This window comes from Amycolatopsis sp. CA-230715, from assembly GCF_018736145.1.
Classification (GTDB): Bacteria; Actinomycetota; Actinomycetes; order Mycobacteriales; family Pseudonocardiaceae; genus Amycolatopsis.
The window spans coordinates 7385594-7410502 of sequence record NZ_CP059997.1 but is presented as its reverse complement, the minus strand read 5'-3'; the positions used below and the strand labels follow the sequence as shown (position 1 = coordinate 7410502).

The 24909-nt window shown below is 69.3% G+C and carries 25 protein-coding genes; 15 read left to right on the top strand and 10 right to left on the bottom strand.

All coding sequences use genetic code 11. From position 1 onward, the window contains the following. The first annotated feature begins 60 nt into the window (after nt 1-60). Entirely contained in the window at nt 61-639 is a 579-nt protein-coding gene (locus HUW46_RS35260) for a TetR/AcrR family transcriptional regulator (RefSeq protein ID WP_254125200.1), read from the top strand. A gap of 7 nt (nt 640-646) precedes the next feature. On the opposite strand, the gene HUW46_RS35255 is transcribed toward HUW46_RS35260, so the two are convergent. Further along, nucleotides 647-1810, bottom strand: a complete 1164-nt coding sequence (locus HUW46_RS35255) for an FAD-dependent oxidoreductase (RefSeq protein ID WP_215550304.1) — start codon at nt 1808-1810, stop codon at nt 647-649. Nucleotides 1811-2034: 224 nt separating this feature from the next. On the opposite strand from HUW46_RS35255, the gene HUW46_RS35250 reads away from it, so the two are divergent. Both HUW46_RS35250 and HUW46_RS35245 read left to right on the top strand, forming a co-directional pair. Next, nucleotides 2035-2745, top strand: a complete 711-nt coding sequence (locus HUW46_RS35250; protein WP_215543052.1) for a PP2C family protein-serine/threonine phosphatase — start codon at nt 2035-2037, stop codon at nt 2743-2745. Between the two features lie 111 nt (nt 2746-2856). Further along, on the top strand, nt 2857-3276 hold the full coding sequence (locus tag HUW46_RS35245) for a hypothetical protein (protein ID WP_215543051.1): 420 nt from the start codon (nt 2857-2859) through the stop codon (nt 3274-3276). Between the two features lie 215 nt (nt 3277-3491). Here HUW46_RS35245 and HUW46_RS35240 read toward each other — a convergent pair whose 3' ends face one another. Further along, nucleotides 3492-4307 (bottom strand): RCC1 domain-containing protein, encoded by an 816-nt coding sequence (locus HUW46_RS35240; RefSeq protein ID WP_215543050.1) that lies wholly within the window; start codon nt 4305-4307, stop codon nt 3492-3494. Nucleotides 4308-4878: 571 nt separating this feature from the next. Here HUW46_RS35240 and HUW46_RS35235 point away from each other — a divergent pair. Further along, entirely contained in the window at nt 4879-5517 is a 639-nt protein-coding gene (locus HUW46_RS35235; protein WP_215543049.1) for a class I SAM-dependent methyltransferase, read from the top strand. A 16-nt stretch (nt 5518-5533) separates the two neighbouring features. Here the strand turns inward: HUW46_RS35235 and HUW46_RS35230 are convergent, their stop codons facing one another. Next, nucleotides 5534-6010 (bottom strand): hypothetical protein, encoded by a 477-nt coding sequence (locus HUW46_RS35230; protein ID WP_215543048.1) that lies wholly within the window; start codon nt 6008-6010, stop codon nt 5534-5536. A 146-nt stretch (nt 6011-6156) separates the two neighbouring features. On the opposite strand from HUW46_RS35230, the gene HUW46_RS35225 reads away from it, so the two are divergent. Further along, nucleotides 6157-6414, top strand: a complete 258-nt coding sequence (locus HUW46_RS35225) for a PLD nuclease N-terminal domain-containing protein (protein ID WP_215543047.1) — start codon at nt 6157-6159, stop codon at nt 6412-6414. On the opposite strand, the gene HUW46_RS35220 is transcribed toward HUW46_RS35225, so the two are convergent. Next, nucleotides 6411-6851, bottom strand: a complete 441-nt coding sequence (locus HUW46_RS35220) for a hypothetical protein (protein WP_254125198.1) — start codon at nt 6849-6851, stop codon at nt 6411-6413. The genes HUW46_RS35225 and HUW46_RS35220 overlap by 4 nt on opposite strands. After that, nucleotides 6821-6976 (bottom strand): zinc finger protein, encoded by a 156-nt coding sequence (locus HUW46_RS35215; RefSeq protein WP_254125196.1) that lies wholly within the window; start codon nt 6974-6976, stop codon nt 6821-6823. Before HUW46_RS35215 ends, HUW46_RS35220 begins: the two co-directional genes overlap by 31 nt. Before the next feature lie 142 nt (nt 6977-7118). On the opposite strand from HUW46_RS35215, the gene HUW46_RS35210 reads away from it, so the two are divergent. Further along, nucleotides 7119-7952: a helix-turn-helix domain-containing protein gene (locus HUW46_RS35210; protein ID WP_215543045.1), complete on the top strand. Its 834-nt coding sequence runs from the start codon at nt 7119-7121 to the stop codon at nt 7950-7952. A gap of 120 nt (nt 7953-8072) precedes the next feature. Here HUW46_RS35210 and HUW46_RS35205 read toward each other — a convergent pair whose 3' ends face one another. After that, nucleotides 8073-10421, bottom strand: coding sequence for a GH92 family glycosyl hydrolase (locus HUW46_RS35205; protein ID WP_215543044.1), 2349 nt, complete (start codon nt 10419-10421; stop codon nt 8073-8075). Nucleotides 10422-10579: 158 nt separating this feature from the next. Between HUW46_RS35205 and HUW46_RS35200 the strand changes: the two genes are divergently transcribed. Continuing rightward, the gene (locus HUW46_RS35200; RefSeq protein ID WP_215543043.1) at nt 10580-11119 is read left to right on the top strand and encodes a DUF6585 family protein; all 540 of its coding nucleotides are present in this window, start codon (nt 10580-10582) and stop codon (nt 11117-11119) included. 3 nt (nt 11120-11122) lie between these two features. Here the strand turns inward: HUW46_RS35200 and HUW46_RS35195 are convergent, their stop codons facing one another. Then, complete coding sequence (locus tag HUW46_RS35195) at nt 11123-11620, bottom strand: winged helix-turn-helix transcriptional regulator (RefSeq protein ID WP_215543042.1); 498 nt, start codon at nt 11618-11620, stop codon at nt 11123-11125. Between the two features lie 90 nt (nt 11621-11710). Between HUW46_RS35195 and HUW46_RS35190 the strand changes: the two genes are divergently transcribed. Continuing rightward, nucleotides 11711-12502: a DUF899 domain-containing protein gene (locus HUW46_RS35190; RefSeq protein ID WP_215543041.1), complete on the top strand. Its 792-nt coding sequence runs from the start codon at nt 11711-11713 to the stop codon at nt 12500-12502. Here the strand turns inward: HUW46_RS35190 and HUW46_RS35185 are convergent. Both HUW46_RS35185 and HUW46_RS35180 read right to left on the bottom strand, forming a co-directional pair. Next, nucleotides 12484-13245 (bottom strand): isocitrate lyase/PEP mutase family protein, encoded by a 762-nt coding sequence (locus tag HUW46_RS35185; RefSeq protein ID WP_215543040.1) that lies wholly within the window; start codon nt 13243-13245, stop codon nt 12484-12486. The genes HUW46_RS35190 and HUW46_RS35185 overlap by 19 nt on opposite strands. Continuing rightward, nucleotides 13242-13661 (bottom strand): MarR family winged helix-turn-helix transcriptional regulator, encoded by a 420-nt coding sequence (locus HUW46_RS35180; RefSeq protein WP_215543039.1) that lies wholly within the window; start codon nt 13659-13661, stop codon nt 13242-13244. The genes HUW46_RS35185 and HUW46_RS35180 overlap by 4 nt, the downstream gene beginning before the upstream one ends. An 81-nt stretch (nt 13662-13742) precedes the next feature. Here HUW46_RS35180 and HUW46_RS35175 point away from each other — a divergent pair, with 81 nt between their 5' ends. The 6 genes from HUW46_RS35175 to HUW46_RS35150 all read left to right on the top strand — a co-directional run bounded on the left by HUW46_RS35175 (nt 13743) and on the right by HUW46_RS35150 (nt 21177). Continuing rightward, entirely contained in the window at nt 13743-14600 is an 858-nt protein-coding gene (locus tag HUW46_RS35175) for an MBL fold metallo-hydrolase (protein WP_215543038.1), read from the top strand. A gap of 55 nt (nt 14601-14655) precedes the next feature. Further along, entirely contained in the window at nt 14656-15315 is a 660-nt protein-coding gene (locus HUW46_RS35170; protein WP_215543037.1) for a TetR/AcrR family transcriptional regulator, read from the top strand. A gap of 459 nt (nt 15316-15774) precedes the next feature. Further along, nucleotides 15775-19008, top strand: a complete 3234-nt coding sequence (locus tag HUW46_RS35165) for a S8 family serine peptidase (RefSeq protein ID WP_215550302.1) — start codon at nt 15775-15777, stop codon at nt 19006-19008. 137 nt (nt 19009-19145) lie between these two features. Further along, entirely contained in the window at nt 19146-19685 is a 540-nt protein-coding gene (locus HUW46_RS35160) for a hypothetical protein (protein WP_215543036.1), read from the top strand. After that, nucleotides 19607-20542: a hypothetical protein gene (locus HUW46_RS35155; protein ID WP_215543035.1), complete on the top strand. Its 936-nt coding sequence runs from the start codon at nt 19607-19609 to the stop codon at nt 20540-20542. Before HUW46_RS35160 ends, HUW46_RS35155 begins: the two co-directional genes overlap by 79 nt. 14 nt (nt 20543-20556) lie before the next feature. Then, nucleotides 20557-21177, top strand: a complete 621-nt coding sequence (locus HUW46_RS35150; protein WP_215543034.1) for a hypothetical protein — start codon at nt 20557-20559, stop codon at nt 21175-21177. Here HUW46_RS35150 and HUW46_RS35145 read toward each other — a convergent pair whose 3' ends face one another. Continuing rightward, complete coding sequence (locus HUW46_RS35145) at nt 21178-24009, bottom strand: ATP-binding protein (RefSeq protein WP_215543033.1); 2832 nt, start codon at nt 24007-24009, stop codon at nt 21178-21180. A gap of 173 nt (nt 24010-24182) precedes the next feature. Between HUW46_RS35145 and HUW46_RS35140 the strand changes: the two genes are divergently transcribed. Further along, a complete protein-coding gene (locus HUW46_RS35140) occupies nt 24183-24890 on the top strand; it encodes a snapalysin family zinc-dependent metalloprotease (RefSeq protein ID WP_215543032.1) in 708 nt (235 codons plus the stop codon). Nucleotides 24891-24909: the final 19 nt, after the last annotated feature.

Sequence of the window (24909 nt, the reverse complement as noted above, 5' to 3'; positions counted from 1 at the left end):
ACTGCAACACCAATGACGCAACTAATGAAGTGATGGCAGCGACGACGTAGCATCATCGACGTGACAACGCAGCAGCGCCCGCTGCGCGCGGATGCCGAGCGGACCGTGCGCACCATCCTCGAAGCGGCCGAACGCGTGTACAGCGCCGACCCGACGGCCACCATCGAGCAGGTCGCCGAGGCCGCCGGAGTGGCCCGCACGACCGTGCACCGCCGGTTCGCCACGCGCGAGGCACTGCTCGACGCGCTGAGCAAATGGGCGACCGAGCAGTTCCAGGGCGCGATCGACGCGGCCCGGCCGGAATCGACGCCCCCGCTCGTCGCGCTGTACCAGGTCACCGCCAACGTGCTGCGGGTCAAGAGCAGCTGGCGGTTCGCCATGGGACGGATCGCGTCGGACGCTTCCACGGCCGCCGTGCACGCGGACGCGGAAGCCCGATGCGTCGAGCTGCTTCGCCGCGCGATCGGCGCCGGGCTGCTGCGACCGGACGTCGATCCGCGCTGGGCGAGCCGCGTCTACCTGGCCCTCGTCAACGAAGCCTGCCGGGGCGGCGTCGATGACGAGGGCCCGGACGCGCTGGCCGCGACGATCATGGACACGCTCCTGCGCGGAATCGGGACCGAGGCGGCCAGGCTCTGACCCGGCGTCAGCTCACCGGGAGCGGGTCCTGGCCGATGTAGTACTGCCCGTTGGACGCGCCCTCGCGCACCTTCGCGAAGCCGTACTCGATCATCTCCGCCTCGTACTTCCGCAAGGCCACCAGCGGATCACCGCCGCCGGAAAGCAGTGCCGACAGCAGATCCGCGTCCCACAGCGCCGCGCACGCCCCCGCGCCCGCCGCCGGGCTCATCGCGTGGATGGCGTCACCGAGCAACGTGACGTTCGTGGTCGGCCACGGCTCGATGGGAACGCTGCTGCGCAAGGAAAGCGCGAACACGGACTCCGGCTCGCAGTGCGCCACGATGTCGCGGATCCGCGGATGCCAGTCGCGGACGCCGCGCGTCATCAGCGCGTGGAGATCCGGTCCCGGCATCGTGCGCAGTTCGGCGAAGTCGTGCTCGAACCAGTCGTGGCGCGCGCTGAAGGAACACGTCATGTAGCTCGAAACGGGGTGCAGGTCGATACCCGCGATCCGCGCCGCCGCCTGCCGGGGATCCTCCGGGAACTCGACCGGGGCGACTCCCGCGCGCGTGCGGTCCGGCCCGGCGATGGCGGTGAAGATCCCGAACATCCGGTCGTCGAACAGGCCGCGCGTCCGCTCGTCGAGCGGGACCCGGCCGTAGAGCTGGTACACGCCGGTGTCGAAGATCCGCGCGTGCGGCAGGTACTGGCGGCGCACGGTGGAGTTGATGCCGTCGGCCGCGACCAGCACGTCGGCCGTGGTTTCGGTGCCGTCCCGGAAGGACGCGGTGACCTGCCCGCGCTCGCTGCGGTACCCGGTCAGCTCCTTGCCGAACTCGACCTCGTCCTCGATGCCGGAGATCAGGATCCGGCGCAGTACCAGCCGATCGATGGAGACGTCTCCACCGCCGTCGAATTCGTCGGCCAGCACGGTTTCGAGCCGGTCGTCCAGCATCATGAACGGCGTCGACGGCACATACGCGGTGGCGTCGAACAACTCCGCCAGCCTCGGCGGCAGCAGCCTGCGCAACCCCTGCATGGCCCTGCCGTCGAGGTGCAGCCGGTACCCCTGCATCCGCGACGCCAGCGCGGCATCGCGTTCGTAGACCCGCACGTCGATTCCCGCGCGCTTGAGCCCTTGGGCGAGCGCCAGCCCGCCGAGCCCCGCACCGATGACGGCAACACGCATCACGACCACTTCCCTTCGCACACGACGGTTTGAAGGGACGCACAGGTCACCTCCCCGCGGGGATGTGGTGCTGCACAAGCGCTTTCCGGACTAACCCATACCGGACCATGGTCTTCGCGCGTCCGCACCACGACCCTAGCGAAAACAAAGAAATCCTTCACGCCCGGCACAGGCTGGCCACAGGAAGCGCGGTGATCCTGGAGGTATCCACCAAGGAGGTCGCGATGCCAGCCGAACGCTCCTTCCCCGCCCACACCGCGAGCCTGCGCGGGCCGCGCACGGTCAACGCCGACGCGGTCGGCGCCTTCACCGATCCGCTGACCGGGTCCACCGTCGTCGCGCTCGCCGACGGCGTCGGTGACGACGCGGCGGCCTCCCGCGCGGCGCGTCTCGCCGCCTCCGCCGCCGCCCGCACGCCCGCGCACCTCGGCCCGGTCGTGGCGATCAAGGCCGCGCAGGCCGCCGTCACCGCCGACGCGACCGCGGGCGACTGCGTGCTCGTGGTCGCGATGCCGACGCCGGACGGCGGCTTCCGGATCGGCTGGGTCGGCGACGCGCGCGCCCACGCCTGGGACGGGCAGCGCCTCCGCCTGCTGACCACCGACCACACGCTGGCCCAGTTCTTCCGCACCCGCGGCCAGCCGACCACCCCGCCGATGGAGCACGTGGTCACCACCAGCGTCCGCACCGCCGCGCCGAAGCAGTTCGGACTGACCCACGTCGCTGGCCCGGCCGGGATGCTGCTCACCAGCGACGGCGTGCACAAGCGCCTCACCGCCGAGACGATGGCCGAAGTGCTGGTCGGCGGATCGATCTCCGCGCTCGTCGAAACCGCCATCACGGTCGGCGGCTCGGACAACGCCACCGCCATCGTCGTCGAGCCGCCGCCGAACGCCGACGGACCGACCGTCGCCTTCCACCTCGCGGCCGCTTGACTCTTTTGGCTGGTCAGCAAGGCTGTGCCAACCCCGCCTCTTCCCGAAGGGCGAGTCACGGTTCATACTCGACCGGGTACTTACCGTGGCGACGACGGCGGGGAGCACGGGATGAAGAAGGTCTTGACGGCACTCGCCGCGACCTGCCTCGGCATGGCCGCGTGCTCGGCCCCACCCGCTCCCGCGCCGGGACCGGCCCCCGCGCCAGCCGCCCCGCCGCCGGTTTCGCACCCGCAAGCGGCACCGGCCGGGCACCACCAGGTGACGGTCAAGGTGCACGGACCGGTCGGCTCGGTGTTCCGGGTGAGCGGCGCGGTGTTCGGCAACACCGGCCTCATCGACATGCCGGGCAACGGCCAGGACTCGGCCTCCTTCGCCACCGAGGACACCGGCAACCTCGGCCTGAGCGTGAGCGTGATGGCGGGCCCGGACCCGCGAGGCTGCGTCATCGAAATCGACGGCGCCGCGGTCGTCACGCAGACCGCGCAGCCGGAGTACCCGGTCACCTGCACGACCGATCGCGCGGCCTGAGAAAGCCGGATGATCGTGCGGGTGTGGAGTGCTTGGCTAGTTCGCTTTGGGGGCAAGGGTTTCGTACCCAGCACGCGGGTTCGGTGAGTACTGGCCGGCACGCCAAGGGCAGCGGATGAGCCAGTCTTGCGGCACAAGATGTCGAATCGGCAAGTTCGCTGCGATCGACGGATGCATAGAAATGGCGAGGGCCACGTCGGGCCCTCGCCATGGGCTCACGTCAGCGCGAGCAGGTGGTAGGGACCTGTGGCGATGCTACGGGCGCCGTTAGCCTCCACCGGTACGTCCATCTCACCGTAGGTGTTGGAGTTCCAGACGATGATCTCGCCACTCTCCAACTGCGCGAGGCTGTAGCCAACCCCGGCGGCGATGGCCTTGACCCCGGACTGGGCCACCTCGGGAACCTCCACCTGGCCGAGATCGTTGTTGCCCCAGGCGATCACCTTGCCGTTCTTCAACGCCAACATGTGCGCTCCGCCCGCCGCGATCGCGGTCACCCCCGACTTGGCCTCGGGCGGAACGATGGTCCGGCCGAACAAGCTGTCGCCCCAGGCGATCACTTTGCCGTCCTTCAGCGCCATGACGAAGTCGCTGCTGGCGGCGATCGCGGTCACCCCCGACTTGGTCTCCTCCGGCGCCTTGCTCGACGAGTGCCTGGGATCGCCCCAGGCGATCACCTCGCCCTCACGCAGCGCCAGGTTGCTGTGGTAGCCGGCAGCGACGGCCGTGACGTTGCGCCACGCCCGCACCGGGACGCGGTCCATCCCGAACTCATTCGAGCCCCACTGGATAACCTTGCCGTTCTTCACCGCGAGACTTTGCAAGAGGCCCGCCGAGATGGCACTCACTCCTGACTGCGCCGAGACCGGAACTTTCGTCCTGCTGTCACCGCCGGCGCCCCAGGCGATCACCTTGCCGGTGCCGGCCGGAGCTTCACCGGCGGTGGCCGAGGTCGCGGCGGTAGTAGCGGTGGCGGTGGCCACCAACGGTGCGAGCAGCAGCGCGGCGACAAGTCTTCGGGTACGTCTCATGAAAAGTCTGCCTTTCCCCAGAGTTGATCCAGACAACGGTACAGAGTGGCGCTCCCGGCCAAATTCGGCAAGTATCCACCCTCCGTACCCGAATGGACGGGGCCACCATGCCGCACACCTTCACCCGAATGCGCACCGCCGCTGGACCGCCCCGGACGCATTGTCGACTTTCCTCAAAAACGCTCTGGTTCACCTGCGTCAGGCCGAGCACGCCAAAGCAACTCCGCCACACACCAACACAATCAGCTTCGGACCAACACAACCTGATAGTCAAGACAACCGGACGACAGCGAAAACGTCGATCGTCCACATCGAGTTGACCGCGGTGGTTTCCGCGCAGAAAGTGGAGCTTTATCGCGCGTCTGAAGAGATAACCCATTCGCGGCGCGAGGTCGCGCAGTCGCCCCGCTCCGGCAAGGCTGCTCTGCGGCCGTCACCATCGGCTTCGCAGCGACTGGACACTCCGCATGGTCAACGGCCTCCCGGAGTCACCCCACCCGAGTTCATCGACATTCGGCGACGAACAAGAACGGGCCGTGCCCAGCACCAGAACTAAGTTACCGTGGCAAGTGTGAGCAGTTTCGAGTGGAGCCACAACGACTTCTACCACCGCCTGCTGCTGCGGCACCTGCCTCGCGGGTGTGAACGGGTGCTCGATGTCGGCTGCGGAGCCGGGCGGTTCGCGGCCGAGTTGGCGGGCCGGGTCGGGCACGTCGACGCGATCGACCGGTCGCCGGGGATGATCGACGCCGCGAAAGCGGTGGCCCCGGCCAATGTCACCTGCATCCTCGACGACTTCCTGGAGCACGAGTTCCCGGAGCGGAGCTACGACGCGATCTTTTCCGTCACCGCCATCCACCACATGCCGCTCGAATACACGTTGTCCCGGATGGCAACACTGCTGCGGCCAGGTGGTGTGCTGGCGGCGATCGCGCTGCCGAAGTCCGACCTGCCCCGCGAGCTGCCGGTCGAGCTGGTCGCGGCGGCGGGTCAGCGGGTGTTCGGGCTCGCGTTCGCGGCGGCGCGTGCGGCGGGAGGCGGCGGCTGGCACGAGCGGGAACCCGAGCACGACGAGATGCCCGTGGTCCTCGACCCGACCCTGACCACCCGAGCGGTGCAGGAAACGGCGACTCGGGTCCTGCCCGGCGCGCGGGTGCGGCGGCTCGTCTTCTGGCGGTACCTGCTCACCTGGCGAAAAACCGGGGCGTAACGGCCGTTGCGCCCGTTCAGTCCGTGCTGAGGTGCAGCCGGTCGATCTCGGCCGCCAGCTCAGCTCTGAGGTCATCGTGTTCGGGTCCGAGGTGAGTTGCCGGGTCGGACCAGCGCTCCGCCGGGTACAGCCACACCGGACGACCGACGAGCTGCTGGGGCTCCCAGTCGTAACGCGGCCAAACGTGCGCGTGCAGGTAAGGGTCCGTGTTGCCGAGGATCTCCAGGTTGACTCGCCGGAATCCGGCGTCGCGACGGCCGCAGACTCGCTCGACAGCCTCGCCGACCAGGTCCATGTCGGCGAGGAACTGCCGCCGTCGGCGGCGCGGAAGACCGGTCAGCCGCTGCACGTCCGGGGTGTCGACGAGCAGGACGCAGTACCCCGGAAGGAACTGAACGTCTCCGATGTTCGCGAACCCCGCGTTCAGCCGCCGCAGCACGGTGGGATTCGTCCCGCGCAACGCCGTCCCGATCCGATCCCGCTTCCAGTCCACACCGCCACGCTACAGCCGAGTGGGAGGAGTCGTCTCGCTCCGCGGTTCTCGACCCGTCGCTGGCACAAAGGTCATTGTGCGGGGGATGAAAGGGCAGCGTTCGCGTGAACGGATCACCCACGATACGACTCGCGCGTCCTCCAGGTATGTCGGACCACCTCGCGACCACGCTCAACCTGGCCCACGATTCGATCAGCATGGGGCCGGGGATCCTCGGCCTCCTCTTGATCGCCGTCTCCGCCGCCTACCTGATCTTCTTCCTGGCCGCGTTGGTCGACATGCTGGGCGCGCGAATCGGCTGCGGGGCGAAGATCCTGTGGTTCCTGGTGATTCTCTCCCTGCCGTTCCTGGGCAGCCTGCTCTGGTATGTCGTTGGCCGCAAGACCGTCGAGCCGCGAGCCTAAACCGTCGACCAGTGGACGCACCGGCCGCAGCGGGCGTGGCGGTCGATGCGGCGGTCGGGATCCTTGCCGTAGAAGGGAAGGCACGCCGCGCCGCACAGGGCGAGGTACACGAGACCATGGCGCAGCGGGTGTTCGGCGACGCGATGGGCGAGGCCGGGCGCGAGGCGGGTGGAGTCCACGGCGGGGATCCACCGGTCGGGCGGGAGTTTCGCGAGCGCCGCCGCGTCCAGTTCGTCGGCGCGAGCGAGCAGGGCGGCGCTCAGGTCTGCGAGGCGCTCGCCGAGATCGCGAAGGCCGTCCGCGCGGGGCACACCGTCGCATCGGGACTCGACGAGCCAAGGGATGTCCTGGGTGAGCGAGGACTGGAGGTCGCGAAGACGATCCAGCAGCCGGAGGTCGCGTTCGATCACGTGCGCGCCAGCCACGCTTTCTCGCACGAGAGACAGGTCGCGTCGAACCACCGGCCACCGAGCTGTGGGATGTCCGCGCGGACGACCGTCACTTCCAAGCCACACAGGGTCCGGAAGGTCTCGTCGGGACGCGGCGCGAAGGGCCCCTCCATCGCATGCCGCTTTCCCTCTGCCTGTTGCCATCTCAGCACGGTCTACTCCCCGAAGACGTTCCCGAGGATGATTTAATCTGGTGCAATTCTGCACCGAAAGTACCGCGCTGAGAGTGTCGGTGCCCCTTTGTACGATGCGTTCATGAAAACACCCATCGCATCGCCCCGAGCGAGAACTCTCGCGGCGGCTCTGCGCGAAGCGCGCGAGAGCCGCGGCGTCGGCTTACGCGAGCTCTCGCGGCTTCTCGAAGTCCCTCACCCACTCCTGTCCTACTGGGAGAAGGGAACCCGACTACCCACAACGGAGGACGTGGCCCACCTCTTGGGCTGCCTCCGGGTCACCGGCGAGCAGAAAGACCGCATAGTCGACCTCGCCCGGGACACCCGAGACTACAATTGGCTGGCACCGAGCCTTCCGCATTTACCACATTCGATCACGGGAATGGTGGCCTGCGAACAGACCGCCGTTCGCATCACGATGTGGACTGGAACCCTTATCCCCGGGCTACTTCAAACCGCGGACTACATACGGGCCATCCTGAGTTCCGGCGACCTTTCCGTAGCGGAAGTGGACCACCGTCTTGCCGGTAGGATCCAGCGGCAGGAAGTTCTGCGGAAGTTCGATAGGCCTGATCTCGTGGCGGTCATGGCCGAGTCGGCTCTGAAGCAAAACGTCGGCGACCCGGCGATCATGTCGGATCAGGTGGACCGCCTTCTGGAGGAGACCAAGCGGTCCAACATCTCGCTTCGGCTGGTGCCTGCGGGAGAGGACTGGTATCCCGCGCTGATCAGCGCATTCGTGGTTTACGAGTTCCGAGGTCAACCACCGATCGTGTTCTTGGAGCACTACCGCGGCGGAGCATTCCTCTACGAAAACGCCGACGTGCAAAGTTACCAGCGCGCAGCGAAAACCATCCTGAGTCGCGCGCTAAGCGAGGAGGACTCACGGCAGTTGATCGCAAGGGAGAGCACCTGATCGGAACAGTCATAGATCGCCGCGTCCGGGTCCTCGACACGAAGGACCGTGACGGCGGGCAGCTCGCGCTTTCGCGTCGTGCCTGGTCCGCCGCCGTCACGGCCCTCGTCGTGCGCTGACCTACCCGGCGTCGAGCAACCTCGGCGGCGCCGCGTTCACGGCCCACGAGCTCGGTCCTTCGACCAGGTCGAACTTGATCTTGTGTGCGCCCAGCAGTTCCTCGTGGGTGAGCCAGCTCCGGTCCCAAGCCCGGTGACCGACCTTCGCGCCCGCCACGGACTGCAGCTTCGCCGCGTCCGCGCCGCGCGCTTCGATGGTCACCTTCCGGCCGTGTTCCGGCTTCATCTCGACCTTCTCGAACATCGGCGCGCTGAGCGAGTACACGCCCGAGCCGGGCGTCGCCTCGAACACGCCGATCATCGAGAACACCAGCCACGACGAGATCGTGCCGAGGTCGTCATTCCCCGGCATGCCGTACGGGGTGTCGGTGAACAGGGTCTTCGCCGCGCGCATCACCGCCGAGGTCTTCCACGGCGAGCCCGTCCACGAGTACATCCACGGGGCGTGCAGGTCCGGCTCGTTGTTGGGGTTGAACGCGAAGTTGTTGTGGTAGTCGTAGGCGCCGATCACCCACGACTCCTTCGCCGCCTTCGCCGGATCCTTCAGCAGCAACGGCATGTCGAAGAAGGTGTCGAGCCGCTGCTCCGCCTTCTCCGCGCCGCCCATCAGGCCGAACAGCGCCTTCGGGTCCTGCTGCGCGAGCCACTGGTACTGCCACGGCGTGCCCTCGTGGAACCCGGTCGACTTCGCCGGGTCCGGGTCGCCGACCCACGAGCCGTCCTCCGCTCGCGAACGCGGGAAGCCTGTGAAGCCCTTCGACTGTACGCTCTTGTCCCAGAGCTTCGTGAAGTTGTCACACCTCGACGCCAGCGTCTTCGCCTTGTCACGCTCGCCGAGGCCCTGCGCCATCAGCGAGAGCGAACAGTCCGCCAGCCCGTACTCGAGGCTCGCCGAACCGGCCTGCCTGGTGTCACCGAACTGGTAACCGGGGACGTCCCGATATCCGATCCAGCCGTTCTTCACGTAACTCGGGTTGCCGTCGCGGCCGCGGAACTTCGACTGATCGGCGGGCACCTCGTTCGCGTTGCGCCACAACGCGTCGAACAGGGCACGCGCGGTCCTGTCGTCGAGGAGGCCGCGACGGTAGTTGTCGACGACCCACGGGGTCACCGGGTCACCGCTCATCACGTTCGTCTCGCCGCCCGCGAGCGCCCAGCGCGGCACCCAGCCACCGTCCTGGTAGATCTTGAGCACCGATTTCGTCATGTCCGCGGCGCGCTCCGGGTGCAGCAGCGCGACGAGCTGGTTCTGCGACCGGTAGGTGTCCCACAGCGAGAACATCTGGTAGTACGGCGAATCCGACCAGTGCACCTTGTCGTCCATGCCGCGATACCGGCCGTCCACATCGGACCCCACCGACGGGTGCAGCAGCGAGCGGTACAGCGCGCTGTAGAACGTGCGCTGATCCGCCGTGCTGCCGCCCGCCACGCGCAGGCGCTCCAATTCCTCGCGCCAGGCGCGGTTGGCCTTGTCCTTGGTCTTGTCGAAGCTCCGCTCGGTCTCGGCAGTGCGGTTCAGGCGCGCGCCGTCGACGCCGGTGTATGAAATACCGACGCTGGCGCCGACCTGCTTGCCCGCCTTCGGGTCGAAGCTCAGCCACGCGCCCGCGCGCTTGCTGCCGAGCGACGCGTCGCGTGCGCCCGGCGCGAGCTTGCCGTCGGTCCAGGTGCCGAACGAAGCGAACGGGCGGTCGAACTTCGCGCTGAAGAAGACCTTGTAGCGCTCCTTCTCCGTCTCCCAGCAGAAGTTTCCGCCCTGCAGCCAGCCTTCCACCGTGTCGTTCCCGACGACGTGGACGTCGCCCGCATAGGTGTAACCGTTGCTCTCGCCCGCTTCGATCAGCACGTTCTGCGTGCCAGCGCCCGCGGGGTAGGTGTAGCGGTGCCGCCCGGTGCGCTCGGTCGCGCTCAGCTCGGCCTGCACGTCGTACTTGTCGAGCTTCACCGAGTACGCGCCAGGGGACGCCTTTTCGTTGGCGTGGCTGAACTTCGAGCCGTACTGCGCGGGATCCGACGAGGTGACCGCGCCGGTGGTGGGCATGAACCGGAAGTTGCCCATCGTCTGGCAGCCGACGCCCGAGAGGTGGGTGTGGCTGAAGCCGAGGATGGTGTCCTGCGCGTAGTCGTAGGAGGCGTACTTCTTGAGCTGGGTGTCCGGGCTGAGCTGCACCATCCCGAACGGCGCCGCCGCACCGGGGAACGTGGTGCCGTCGCCGTTGTTGCCGATCGAGGTGTTCACCAGCGTCGTCGGATCGGCGAACCGGGACGCTTCGGCGGCGGGCGCGACGACCAGACCGGCACCGACGGTCGCGGTCGCCAGCGCGGCGAACACGCGTCTGCGCGTTCTCATAGGCGGAGTCCCTTTCTGACAACGTTGTCAACTGGTTGCCCCCTGATCCTCGCCGAGCGGACATCCAGGCGTCAATCCGACGGAGGTCGCCACCACCGACTTGTCCGGTACCGGACAATGCCGTGGTGCGGGAACCCGGACTGGCGCACAGTCGACGAATGACTTCGCTGGAGGTGCCCGTGCGAATCGATCCCGCCACGCTCGGCGCGGTGCTGAGCCGATACCGCGTCTCCCGCGTACGCCTGCTGCCGATCGGCTTCGGCGCCCTCGTCGTGGCCGGGATCGTCTGCGCACTCACGATTCCGATGATGCGGTCCGGCTACTCCTACCGGTACACGATGGCGATCAACATCGGCATCTGGTGCACGGTGTTCGCCGCGCTCGCGGCGATCCTGATGTTCGTGTACCTGGCGCTGCGCGGCCTCAAGGAAACGTTCGAGGCGCGCAGCGCGGGACTCGTGCACACGGCCAAAGGGCGGATCCGGGCCTGGCCGTGGCACGAGGTCGCCAGTATGAAACCCGTCCACATCCAGCGAAGCACGTGGCTGACCCGGCTACTGGTCCGGGACTACACCTGCACGATCCGGTTCAGCGACGGCGCGGTGCTCAAGTTCTCCGGCGAACTGGACGGGCACGAAGACCTGGAGCAGGCTATCCGCGCGAACTGTCCACAGTGCACGATCGTGCCAGAGAAGTAGCGCTCAGCCGAGCGCCGCTTCGTATGCGGTCTCCATGCGATCCCGCACGGTCCGCCCCTTCGGCCGCGGCCGGAGCCGCGCGCCCTCCCCGAGGTGGACCTCGCGCAACTCGTCCATGAACTCCTCCCACAGGCGAGGGCCACCGCGGTCGAGCACGCCCGCGCGCGCCGCGAACTCGTCGCCGACCGGGAGGTGCCGCACGCCCCAGGCGCTGAGCTGGGCGAACACCGGGACGAGCTGGATCGCCCGCTCGGTCAGCGAATAGGTGACCTTCTGCTTGTGCGCGGGATCGCCGCTCCTGGTGAGCAGCCCGCCGTCCACGAGCACGGCGAGCCGGTCGGCGAGGATGTTCGACGAGATCCGTTCCGGGCCGCCGAGCAGTTCGCGGAAGTGCCTGGCGCCGCCGAACATCACGTCGCGCAGCACCAGCAGGGTCCAGCGGTCGCCGAAGATCTCCAGCGACAGGTTGATCGGACAGCCCGATCGAACGTCCTTCCGCACGAACCCACTCCCAACCGCTTGCGTTTCCGCACCAGTCTGCCCTAGCGTCATACCACTTGCAAAACGAGAGCGGTTGGGGAGATGGCCGGAATGAACCTGCCCGAAGTGGTGTCGCGCGAGGAATGGCTCGTCGCGCGGAAAGAGCTGCTGGTCAAGGAAAAGGCGCTCACCAGGGCGCGAGACGAGCTGAACGCCGAGCGCAGGCGGCTGCCGATGGTCCGCGTCGACAAGCCGTACCGCTTCACCGGCCCGGACGGCGAGGCCGGGCTGCTCGACCTGTTCGAAGGGCGGTCGCAGCTCGTCCTGCACCACTTCATGTGGACCTACGACATCGACGCCGACGGCACCGAGCACCCCCGCGACACCGGGTGTTCGAGCTGTTCAGGGACCGCCGACGGAATCGCGAAGCTGACCCAGCTCCACGTCCGCAACACCTCGCTGGCCGCGGCATCGCGGGCGCCGTACGAGAAGATCGCCGCGTTCCGCGAGCGCATGGGCTGGACGTTCCCCTGGTACTCGTCGAGCGCCGAGTTCAACCACGACTTCCACGCGACGGTCGACGACCGGGTCGCGCCCGTGCTGCTCAACTTCCGCACCGAGGCCGAACTCGCCGAAGCCGGGACGCCGTGGAGCGAGGGCATGCGCGGCGACTGGCCTGGCATCAGTGCGTTCCTGCGCGTCGGCGAGGAGGTCTTCCACACCTATTCCGCCTACGCCCGCGGCATCGACGTGCTCGGCGGCACCAACTCCTACCTCGACCTCACGGCGCTCGGCAGGCAGGAGGACTGGGAAGAGCCGAAGGGGCGCGCCGTCCCGCTCGGCCTGCAGGCGGGTGGGCCCGCCCTCCGGTTCGCGGACGAATATCAGGAGTTCGCCGAGTAGCGGACCAGGCGCGCCTGTAGCTCCGGATACGAAGCCGCGGCAGGCGGCACTCCCCCGTCGCGCACGGCGACGGCCGCCGACGTGGCGGCCCGCACGGCGGCCCGGTACGGCAGGGATCCCGTGCTCACCCGGCGCACGCCGAGTCGGGCGAGTTCGGCAAGGGACAGCGCCGGGTTCGCCAGCACGTTGACCGGGACGGGAACCGCCGAGGTCACCGCGCGCAGCACTTCGGGATCGGTGGTGCCGGGCACGAAAACGCCGTCGGCACCCGCGTCCACATAGGCCAGTGCGCGGTCCACAGTGGATTCGGGTTCCGTGCCGAGCCAGTACGTGTCGACGCGGGCGTTGACGAACAGGCCGGGGCAGCGTGCCTTGATCGCCGTCACCTTGGCCGCGTGCCGCGCCGGGGAGATCAGCGCTTCGTCCGTGCTGTCCTCGATGTTGATGCCCGCGACGCCGAGCGCCGCGGCGTACTCGGCGACCTCCGCCGGGTCGTCGGCGTACCCGTCTTCGATGTCCACGCTCACGTACACGTCGAGCGCGCGCAGGGCACCGGCCAGCGCCAGGTTCGCGTCCTTTGTGGACCGTCCACCGTCCGGCCTGCCGAGGCTCGACGCGACGCCGAAGCTCGTGGTGCCGATCGCGGGGAAACCGGCTTCGGCGAACGCGAGCGCGGACGGGACGTCCCACGCGTTCGGCAGCACCAGCGGCGTTTCAGCGTGGTGCAGATCGGAAAAGGTCATCGCACCGCCCTGTCCAGCAGCGCGTGCAGCACGCCCTGCTCCGCTCCGCTCAGCCCGGCGAGCGGCGAATCCTGCACCAGCAGCGCGAGGAGCTTGTCGCGCAGTGCTTCGCCGTCCTCGGTCAGCACGAGCTGCTTGGCGCGGCGGTCAGTCGGGTGCGGGCGCCGTTCGATGAGGCCCTGCGCTTCCAGCTTGTCGACCACGAAGGTCGCGTTCGACGGTTCGCAACTCATCCGCTCGGCCAGCTCGCGCATCGTCATCGGGCCGGTCAGCTCGCGCAGCGCGGTGCCCTGCGGCGCGGTGAGGCCGATCTTGCCCGCGCGATCGCGCACGTGCTCGGCGATCTGCCTGGCGAGCCCGTTCACCAGGCCGCACAGCTCGCGTTCGGCGGCGGCTTCGGTGTCACGGGAAGGCATGGCCCCCAGCTTAGCAAAGGTCGGTCAAGTCAGAATTATTCAAGCTTGCATCTTTCAAGTTAGAAGCTTATGGTCGAAGACATGACCACGAACCGGCTCAGCCGCGCCGCGATCCTCCGTTCCCTCCACCTCGGCGACACCCGCGTCACCTACGTGCCCGACGGCGCGGTGCAGCTCACGCCGCGCGGCTGGCTGCCCGGCACCACCGACGAGGTGTGGGCCGACCATCCCGAGTACCTCGACGAAACCGGCAACCTGGTGGGCAGCATCGGCGGCCTGCTGGTCGAGCGCGATGAGCGCGCGCTCCTGATCGACGCCGGGGTCGGGCCGTTCTCGGTACCCGCCGTGGCGGGGCAACCGAACGGCGCGATCGAAGGCGGCGCGCTGCTCGAAAACCTCCCGCGCCGCCCCGAAACCATCGAGGCGGTCGCGTTCACCCACCTGCACCTCGACCACCTCGGCTGGGCGTGGCACCCGGCGCCCGGCAGCGACCAGCCCGCGTTCACCGCGGCCGAATACCTGATCGCCGAGCCCGAGTGGGCGCACCGCGAACTCGTCGAGGCGCACGGCACGAGCCGGGAAACCCTGGAGTTGCTGGCGCCGCGCGTGCGCACCATCGCCGACGGGGAGGAGATCTTCCCCGGGGTCCGCATGATCCTCACGCCCGGCCACACCTTCGGCCACGCGTCCTACGTGATCACCGGCGGCGACCAGCGGCTGATCGTCCTCGGCGACGCGCTGCACTCGCCGATCCAAACCGACCATCCCGAATGGACGGCGGCCTCCGATCACGACGCCGAGCAGGCCACCCGGTACCGGCGCGAGCTGCTGAAGGACCTGGCCCAGCCCGGCACGATCGGGTTCGGCGGGCACTTCGCGGACGTGGTGTTCGGCAAGTTCGTCCCCGGCGCCACGCCCTCGTGGCAGCCGCTGCCCTGACCACGTCAACCGAACGGATAACTGAGTTCGCTGCCCGGATGGCACAATGCCGGTCATGACCGCAGAGGATGGGACAGCCAAGGGCAAGCGCCGGGCCCGGCGTTCGCCCGCCCCGCACGAGCGGCAGCGCGATCCCGAGCGCACCAAGGCGCGCATCCTCGAAGCGGCGGCCGACGAGTTCTCCGCGAAGGGGTTCGCCGGCGCCCGGGTCTCCGAGATCGCCGCGCGCGCCGGGGTGAACCAGCAGCTCATCTCCTACTACTTCGACGGCAAAGAAGGCCTGTACCGGGAGATGGGCCGCAAGTGGCTCGAATACGAGGCGCAGGCGTTTCCCGAGGAGATGGGTTTCGCCGACATGATCAAGCGCTATGTCGAGGTGAGCGTCGCCAACAACCGCGGCGGGCGCCACCTCGCGTGGGAAGGCCTCGCCGACACCGGCGAGTCCGGGCCGGAGGCCGACGAGCGCAATGCCCGCCTCCGGCACGAGGTCGAGATGATCCGCGAGCGCCAGCGCACGGGCGAGATCGACGACCGGGTGGACCCCGCCGCGCTGCTGCTCATCGCAATGAGCGCGGCCAACGGGCTCGCGGTGTACCCGCAACTCGCCCGCGGCATCTTCGACGGCGACTCCGGCTCCCCGGAACTGACCAAGCACTACGCCGAACAGCTCGCCAAGATGATCGAGCTGCTCGGCGGCGACCGCACCTCGCGCTAACCCGCCGCGAATTCCGCGCTGGTAAGGCTTCTGCCGCTTCGGCGGGGATCTGGTGATGCCCCGAAGGTGACCTTCAGGGCACCCAGCGCCCCGAAGGTCGCTCTCAGGGCAGGGGCCCGGCGGCGGTCGAATGTGCGAGGGGTGGATTTGTGGCGTCCAACGCCCCGAAGGCCACCTTCGGGGCATGCGCAGCCCGGCTCGCACGCCTGCGAGGGCCGGGAAAGTGGCGCTAGAGTCCCCGAAGGTGGCCTTCGGGGACAGCGGGCCGAACACGCGATCGAGGCCGGTAATCAACGGACAGACAATTGCGGCGGTCAATACCCCACATTCAGCGGAGAGGACTGCGCCGAACGGCTCACAACCAATTGCGATAAATAGGCCAAGCGTGTGATTGCCGTAGGGCCGCGCGCACGATGAGCTTTCACTCCATCCTGCACTTCTCGAGAGGCCGATCACGTGATGGAGCAAACCCTGCGAACGCGGTGGAGACGCGGAGCGATCGCGGCGCTGGCCACGGTGCTGGCCGCGGCCACCGTCGGCGTCGCCGCGCCGACCGCTTCCGCCCAGCCGAGCCCGCCGCCGAGCCCCGGCGCGGGCGGCGCCGCCGGTAAGGAACTCGACGAGCACGACCGCGCGCTCGTCGCCGAGGCCGAGCAGGCGGGCAAGCCCGATGTCACCCTGCTCGTCGCGGCCGAGCGGGGGAAGACCGACGCCGCGGCGAACGAACTGCGCTCGCTCGGCGGTGTCGTCCAGTCCGCTGACGCGAAGCTCGACTACCTCAAGGTGACGGTCCCCGTCGGCGCCGCGGACAAGGCGTCGAAGCTGGGTTCGATCAACGCCGTCGACGTCGACGGCATCATCAAGATCGACGACCCGGCCCCGGAAGGGTCGGCCGATCCGAGCCCGCAGCCCGCGCCCGGCAAGAACACCCCGCGCGTGAACCCGTACCTGCCGACCGGCGACACCTTCGCCGCGCAGTTCGGGCAGGTGTTCCCCGCCTGGGACGGCAAGGACACCACCGTCGCCGTGCTCGACTCCGGCGTCGACCTCGACAACCCCGCGCTCGCCACCACCAGCCACGGCGAGCACAAGATCACCGACTGGTACACCGCGAACTCCCCCACCTCCGGTGACGGCACCTGGGTGAAGCAGTCCGCGCAGACCTACACCGGCAAGTTCGACGCCAGCGGCCGGACCTGGACCGCGCCCGCCACCGGCGGCCCGTACACCTTCGGCGTGTTCTCCGAAACCGCGGGCGACCTCGGCGCTGCGGACAGCGAGACCGGCGGCGACGTCAACCGCGACGGTGACCGCAAGGACTCGTGGGGCGTGCTGCTCGACACCGCGACCAAGCAGGTGCGGGTCGACCTCGACGGCGACGGGGACTTCACCGATGAGAAGCCGATGACCGACTACAAGGATCACCAGGACGTCGGGTTCTTCGGCACCGACAACCCCGCGACCGACATCGCCGAGCGCATGGCCTTCGTGGTGCAGACCGACAAGGCCGGGTACGTCAACATCGGGATCGCGGGCGCCGAGCACGGCTCGCACGTCGCCGGGATCGCCGCGGGCAACGACCTGTTCGGCGGCCGGATGGACGGCGCGGCGCCCGGCGCGAAGGTGCTCTCGGTCAAGGTGTGCCTCACCAGCAGCGGGTGCACGTCGAGCGGGCTGATCGACGGTGTCATCTACGCCGCCAGCCACGGGGCCGACGTCGTGAACATCTCGATCGGCGGGCTCCCCGCGCTCAACGACGGCAACAACGCGCGCGCCGAGCTCTACAACCGCACGATCGCCGAGTACAACGTGCAGCTGTTCATTTCGGCGGGCAACAGCGGAGCCGGTGCCAACTCGGTCGGTGACCCGTCGGTCGCCACGGACGCGATGAGCGTCGGGTCCTACATCACCGATGACACCTGGTTGTCGAACTACGGCTCGAAAACCCAGGCGCCGGAAGGACTCCACCCGTTCTCGTCGCGCGGTCCGCGCGAGGACGGCGGGTTCAAGCCGGACATCGTCGCACCGGGTGCCGCGATCTCGACGGTGCCGAGGTGGCTGCAGCCGAGCCCGATTCCGGGTACCTACCCGCTTCCGGCCGGATACGCGATGCTGCAGGGCACCTCAATGGCGTCCCCGCAGGCGACCGGTGCCGCCGCGCTGCTGATCAGCGCGTACAAGGCGACGCACGGCGGCCAGCGCCCGCCGGTGGCGCAGCTTCGTTCGGCGATCAAGTCGACCGCGCGGTTCGTCAAGGGTGTTTCCGCCAACGCGCAGGGCGCCGGGCTGTTCAACGTGGCCGCCGCTTTCGTTGCCCTGCAAGTGAACCCTCGGCCAGACGCGGTGACCACCTCGGTCGAGGTGCACACCGTCCAAACCGGACTGCTGGCCACCCCGAACGTCGGCGTCGGCATCCACGACCGCGAGGGCGTCACCGCGGGCAAGGCCTACACCCGCACCTACACGGTGACCAGGACGACCGGGTCGGCGCGGCCGGTGCCGTACTTCGCGAGCTGGGTCGGCAACGACGGCACGTTCTCCTCGGGCAACTTCCTTTCGTTGCCGCTCAACAAACCCGTCAAGTTCGACGTGCAGGTGAAACCCGGACCCGGCGCGCATTCGGCGTTGCTGCGGCTGGACAACCCGCTCACCATCGGCATCGACGTGCAGACCATGAACACGGTCTTCGCGCCGACCGAGTTCACCGCGGACAAGGGGTACCGCGTCGAAAACAGCGGCACCATCGCGCGCAACCAGGCCACCAGCCTGTTCGTGCGCGTGCCGCAGGGCGCGAGCGCGCTGAAGATCGACCTCGACGCGGGCGGCCCGCCGGGGAAGGGCCAGGTCCGGTTCCTGCGCTACGACCCGACCGGGGTCCCGATCGACATCACCTCGACGACCAACTGCTACAACCCCGACGGCGGCGCGGGCTGCGCGGGCGGCACCCCGACCAGCCGCACGGTGACGAACCCGCTGCCGGGCGTCTGGGAACTGGTCGTCGAAGCGCGCCGGACCTCCGATGTGCCGGTGGCGCCGTGGAAGCTCGCCGCCACCGTGCTCGGCACCACCGTCACCCCGAACCCGGACGACATCGCGTCGGCGAAGATCGGGACACCGGTGAACCGGAGCTACGCGGTGGCCAACACGCTCGGCGCGTTCACCGGGAAGCTCACCGGGGGCACGCTGGGCAGCGCCAAGATCGACCGGCCGACCATCGCCACCGGCGCGCAGCAGCAGTACCCCGTGACGATCGCACCGGGATCGACCTCGTTCACCGCGACCATCGGCAAACCCGCCGACACCGCGGCCGATCTCGACCTCGGCGTCTACAACTGCACGAGCGGGACCTGCGTGCTCGCGGGGCAGAGCGCCGACGGCGACGCCGAGGAGTCGGTGACGATCGCGAACCCCGCCGCGGGCAAGTGGGTCGTCGCGGTCGACGGGTTCGCGATCCCGTCGGGCAGCACCGCCTACGACTACCTCGACGTGTTCACCGCGCCCTCGTTCGGCTCGGTCGCGGTGACCGACGCCGACGCGCCGCACGCGGCGGGCACGTCGTGGACGGTGCCGGGCGCGGTGACGGCGGCGAGCGCTCCCGGCGAAGGGCGCGTGCTGCGCGGCGAGCTGACCGTGCGGACCGCGGAGGGCACCGCGGTCGGTGGCGGAACGGTACTGGTTCGTTCCGTTTCCTGACCGAAAATAACCTGGGGGTCAGGCCCCGCACCGGAAAACCGGTGCGGGGCCTGCCCTTTGGGGCGGTTCACCGGGCAAGCGGTACCTGAAGGGCCGGAGCGCGCCTAGAGTTCTCGGGGTCCTTTTTGGAGGCCACGATGTCTTCTCGCCGTTGTTTCGCCGCCACCCTGATCGCCGCCGGAGCCGTGCTCGCGGCCTGCTCCGACGACAGCCCGCCATCCTCGTCCTCGTCCTCGTCGGACTTCTCCTCCTCCAGCGATCCCACTTCCGCACTGGGCGGGCCGTCGCAGAACGGCGAGGAAACCGCTCTCGGAGCGCCACCGCAGAACGGTTCTCACGAGGCGACCGGGAGCCCCGGCCGGATCCCGCACTTCGAATTCGACGGCCAGCCCTTCTACGAGGTGAAAAGCGCCATCGACCGGGTGATCGCGGAAAAGGGCTGCGCCGATCACAAGGTGTGCCTCAAGGCGGTCCCGAAAGCCGATCCGAAGCACCGGCTCGCCGAGGAGCAAGGGAACTGCCTGATCGTGGAGTTCCCGCCGGAGGGCAAGCAAGTACCGTACGGCTCGCAGATCGTGTTCCTGGTGAACCGGCTGCCGTGCGCCAAAACCAAGCCACCGACCGAAAAGAGCACGCCGACGACCACGAAGACCTCGTCGTCTTCGCCCACCTCGTGACCGAACCGCACGGGCTCGGCCAGGTACTGAAGACCGCGGGCGCGGTGGTCGCGCCGACCACCGTGCTCACCGCGCTGCTGTTCTACTTCGGACGGTTGCACGCGTACTGGTTCTTCTACTACTTCGGCGTCAACTCGACCGTGCTCGGACTGTCCACACAGGACTACCTCGTGCGCAGCGCGGACGGGTTGTTCGTCCCGCTCGCGGTGCTGGCGTCGATCGGGCTCGCCGTGGTGTGGCTGCACCGGCTCGTGCGGCGGCCTTCGCTCGACGACGCGCATCCGCTGCTCGTGCGGATCGCCAAGATCGGCGCGGTCGTGCTCGGGCTCTTCCTCACCTGCGTCGGCGTGCTGAACATCCTGCGCGTGCCGTTCCTCGACTTCGCGATCGCGGTCCCGCCGTTCAGCTTCGCGTTCGGCGTGCTGCTGCTGATGTACGCCTCGCGGCGGCGGGCCACGGGCGGCACGCGGACCGCGCTCGCCGAATGGGCGGCGGTGTTCGTGCTGGTCAGTCTGAGCCTGTTCTGGTTCGCCACCGACTACTCCGCCGCCGTCGGCACCGGGCAGGCACACGCGCTCGAAGCCGACCTCGCGTACGAACCGGACACCGTGCTCTACAGCGAGCGCAGCCTCAGCCTGCGGGTGCGAGGCGTCACGGAAACGCCGTGCCACGCGGGCGAAAACGCCTACAAGTTCCGCTATGACGGGCTCAAGCTCGTGCTGCAGTCCGGTGACCAGTACCTGTTCCTGCCCGCCGGGTGGCATCCCGCCACCGGGTCGGCGATCCTGATCCCGCGCGCGGCGCCGGTCCGGCTCGAGTTCAGCACGGCGGGCCGGCGTGGGGCGCCCGCCTGCTGAGTACCATCCGCGGCATGAGAAGGGTCGCCGCCGCCATCGGAGTTCTGCTCGCACTCACCGCGTGCTCGTCGACGCCCGTCCCGCCGCCTTCCCCGCCGCCGCAGGCCAGGATGGGCGCGTGGTCACCGGCTCAGCTCAACCTGATCGCCGCCACCGGCGATCCCGCGATCATGCCGAGCACTCCGGGGCTGAGCCCCGGGGTGATCTACGTGAACCGGGTGTACGTCGACCAGACCGTGCCGACGCGGATCGCGATGACCGCGGTGATCACCGGGGGCGCCGGGATCACCAACTCCTACCTCGGCGTGTACGACCCCGCCGACGGCAAGCTGCTCGCGACCACCGCGGACATTTCGGCCCAGCTGCAGGCGGGCGGCATCATCAAGGCGCCGTTGACCACCGAGGTCCCGCCGCAGCCGATGAACAAGGAACTCTGGATCGCCATCGTGATGGGCGGGGTCGGCAAGAGCCCCGCCTTCGTCGGCGGCCGCGAATACGGCACGAACCTCGGCCAGACCGGCGACTTCCGGCTCTGGGTCACCGCCGACAACCACTTCACCTCGCTGCCGACGGCCATCCCGCAGCTCCGCGCGCCCGCGCACGGCTCGATCCCGTTCGTCGCGGTCGGCCCCTGATCACCGTTCGACGAGTGCGGATTCGCGCACGGCGCCGCGGGAATCGACGTCCAGTTTCCGCAGCACCCTGGCGACGTGCTGTTCCACCGTGCGCACCGAAATCAGGAGCACCTCGGCGATCTCCCGGTTGGTGTGGCCCTTCGCCAGCAGTTCCGCCACGTGGGCTTCGCGCGGGGACAACGACCTCCCGTAGCCGTTGCGGCCCCGCCTCGACGGCGTGAACCCGCCCGCCGCGCGCAGCCGGTGACGGCAGCGCGCGGCGTCCCGCGTCGCCCCGAGCACCTCGAATCGGGCGGCCACCTCGGCCAGTTCCTCGGTCGCTTCGTCGTCACCGGCGCAAAGCCCCGCCGCGGCGGCCTGCTCGGCGCACTGCGCCGCGAAGTACGGCGCGGGGAAGCCGTCGTAGTCCCGGCTCGCGGCATCGAACTCCTCGCGCGCCCGCGCGTGCTCCCCGTCGGCTTCGTGCACGACCGCGCGGCAGACCCGCAGCGCGGTGGCCGCGGCCGGGGCGTCGATTCCCGGCAGTGACGCGGCCAGTTCGCCGACGAGCACGCGGGCGTCATCGGCGCGGCCCACCCGGCAGTAAGCCTCCGCGGCGCAGGCGGCGACCTCCCCAGCCCAAGCCCAGATCCCCTTGTGCCGCAAGAACTCCACCGCGCGATCGGCGAACTCGGCCGCTTCGGCGAACCGCTCGCGCGCAAGGCTCAACCGGACGAGACCGCCATACCCGGCCAGCACGATCGGCGCCGACAGGTTCTCCGGGCGGTCCAGGCGCAGTTCACCGAACAGGACCGACGCCTCCGTCCAATCCCCCTTCGCGGCGGCGAGGAACCCGAGCACCAGCGAGGCCTCGCTGCTGATGCCGTGGATCTCGGGATGGCCCGCGCGCAGTTTCCCAGCACGTGCGGCGAGCCCGTCCCACGCGCCGGTGAGCCAGTCGAGGTGCAGTTTCGTCGACCGGCTCGCGACCCGTTGCTTCTGACCGCCCGCCGTCGAGCAGCCGAACGCCATCCCGATCAGGCGGAGCCCGTCGCGGTACCGGCCGGTCCACGCGCACGCGTCGGCCGCGTTGTTGTAGGCGCGTTCGACGTCGCGCTGTTCTTCGTCCGTGCGCGGTGCTTCGGGCAGGCGGGCCAGCAACGACCAGCCGTGCGGATCGCCGATGTCGAGCCACGACCCGACGTTGTTCGCCAGCAGGAACGTCGTACCGGGGGTGTCCTCGGCACGCCGGATGGCGGCGTCGACCTTGCGCATCCACGGCAGGTGCGCGGCGAGCGGGGTCGAACCGTACAGCGGTTTCGCCAGGTAGGAACCGGTTCGCGCGGCCAGTTCGGGGAAGTCGGCCAGCTCGGCTGCCGCCCTGATGAGCGCGAGGCGCCCCGCCTCGACACCGCCGACCTGGCGCAGCAGCAGCTGCCCGAGGCTGGTCCGCACCATGCCGCGGCAGCGGTCCGTCAGGCCGGGCAGCGCCAGCGTCCGGTCGAGCACCCGGATCGCTTCGACGCGGTCGTCGCAGTAGGGCGCGACCTCGCCGATCTTGCCCGCGATGCGCTCGAGATCGGCACGCCCGGTGCCCGGCCGGAGCGCCAGCCGCAGCAGCGCGCGCACCGCCACGGTCCCCTCGCCCCGCGCGATCGCTTCGTCCGCGGCCAGCTCGGCGTACCGGCCGTACTCGCGCGCGAGCCCGCCGTGCAAGGCGTGCTCGGCCAGTTCGGCTGCCGTGCCTTCGAGCTTGTGGAAGGCGTGCCGGTGCGAGGTTTCGCGGCGGGGCCCGGGAATCGCTTCGTAGACCGCGCGCCGCGCCGCCGCGTGCCGGAACCCGTACCCGCCCGCGGCCGTGCCCGTCAGCACGTTCGCTTCGACCGCGGCGACGAGACCCGCTCGCGTGGCCTCCGGGGTGAGGCCGGTCAGCGCCGTCAGCACCTCGGTCGTGATCGAACCGGGTCCCGCCTTCGTGTCGAGCACCGCGGCGCAGTCGACCACCCGCTTCGCGTCCGGTGGCAGCGCCGCCGTCCGCGCGCGGATCGCGTCGGCCACCGTCTGCGGCACGTCGAACCGCTCGGAGGTGTCCCACGGCGGCGCGGGATCCTGCTTGGCGCGCACCAGTTCCCCCACCACGAGCGGGTTCCCGCCGCTGAGCCGGAACAGCTCGCGCGCAAGCTCGCCCGAGATGCGATGCGTGCCCGCGATCGCCGACGCCAGTTCGTGCACCTGCGCTGCCGTCAACGGTCCCAGCCGGACGTGCGGCACGGCAGCGCCGGGGTTCCCCGGTTTCGCGAGCGGGTGCTCGCCGTCGACCTCCTCCGGCCGGTAGGTCACCACGGCGCTCACCTGTCCCGCCGTGTCCCCGGACAGGTACCTCAGCAGCCGTCGCGTTTGTTCGTCCGCCCACTGCGCGTCTTCGACGACCAGCAGCACCGGCCCCGCGCAGCGCAGCAGCTCGACGAACGCGCGGAACACGGTGTGCCGGTCCGACGGCGCGTCCCCGCTCTCCGGTGGCTCGGGTGGCAGGCGATCGGCGATCTCGGGCAGATATCGGCGCAGTGCCCCGGTTATCGGGCGGTGCGCGGCCCGTTCGACGATCGCCTTTTCGTTTTCCAGGTTCCGCAGTGCGTCGACGACGGGACCGAACGGGACGGGTTCGTCGAATCGCGCGCACCGGCCGACGAGTACCAGACGCTCCGCGGAAACGGCCAGTTCTTCGACCAGTCTGGTCTTCCCGATGCCCGCTTCACCGCCCAGCAGCACGACACCGGCGCCGGCGGCGAGTATCCCGGTCACCGCGGCGAGTTCGTCCGCTCTTCCCACCAGCGCGGGCGATCCGGTCCGCATTCCCGGCTCACCCGCCTTTCCCCGCACTGCCGATACCGGGGCGACGCGGCAGTAAGCGGTCATGCTAAGTCGGCGCGCGTGGAGCCGGAAGAGCGGAAAGCGGAAACAGTACTTTCGTCGGTAACCCGAGCCTCCGCGGCACGCGGAAACCCCTATCGAAATACGTATTGTGCGTGCCCAGCACGCCGATGATCGTGGTCCGGGTCACCACTCGAAACGGGCCGTCGGGGCCCGCCCACCCGTTCCACTTCGGACGGTGGCTCGTGGAAGGAATCGAAGAATTGAGCAGTCTGCGCTATGTCGGGGCGGTCGGCGTGTTCGCCGCCGTCACCGCGACCGGGGTCGTCGTGGCACCGTCGGCGTCCGCGGCCGTGGAATGGGACGGCTGCGGGGTGACCCCGAGCCACGAGAACGGCACCAACGTGGTCACCTACCGCGACGACACCGGTGACGGCTCGATGGCGGACGCCATCCGGTCCGCGGTGTCGAATTGGAACTCGTCCAACGCCGACGTCGAGGTGAAGGCGACCTCCGGCACCCCGAACGTCACCTTCGTTTCGCGCGATCTCGGCGACGCCTACGGGTCCACCAAGTGCGCGTCGAACGGGCGCACCACCATCTCGCTGGATCCCACGCTCTGGAACAACGACCTCAACACCCAGCACCCGGAGCACCACGTCCACACCGCGGCGCACGAGTTCGGGCACGCGCTCGGCCTCGGCCACGACGGCGACTGCGGCGCGCTGATGCAGACCGGCGGCGCGAAGTGCGACCCGTGGACCACCGGCCCGAACTCCGAAGAGGCGTCGCTGGTCGCGAAGATCCTGTCCGGCAACAACAACAGCGCCGGGCGCGACCTCGAGATCGCACTGTCCAAGTAGGACACTCCCGCCGCGGCCC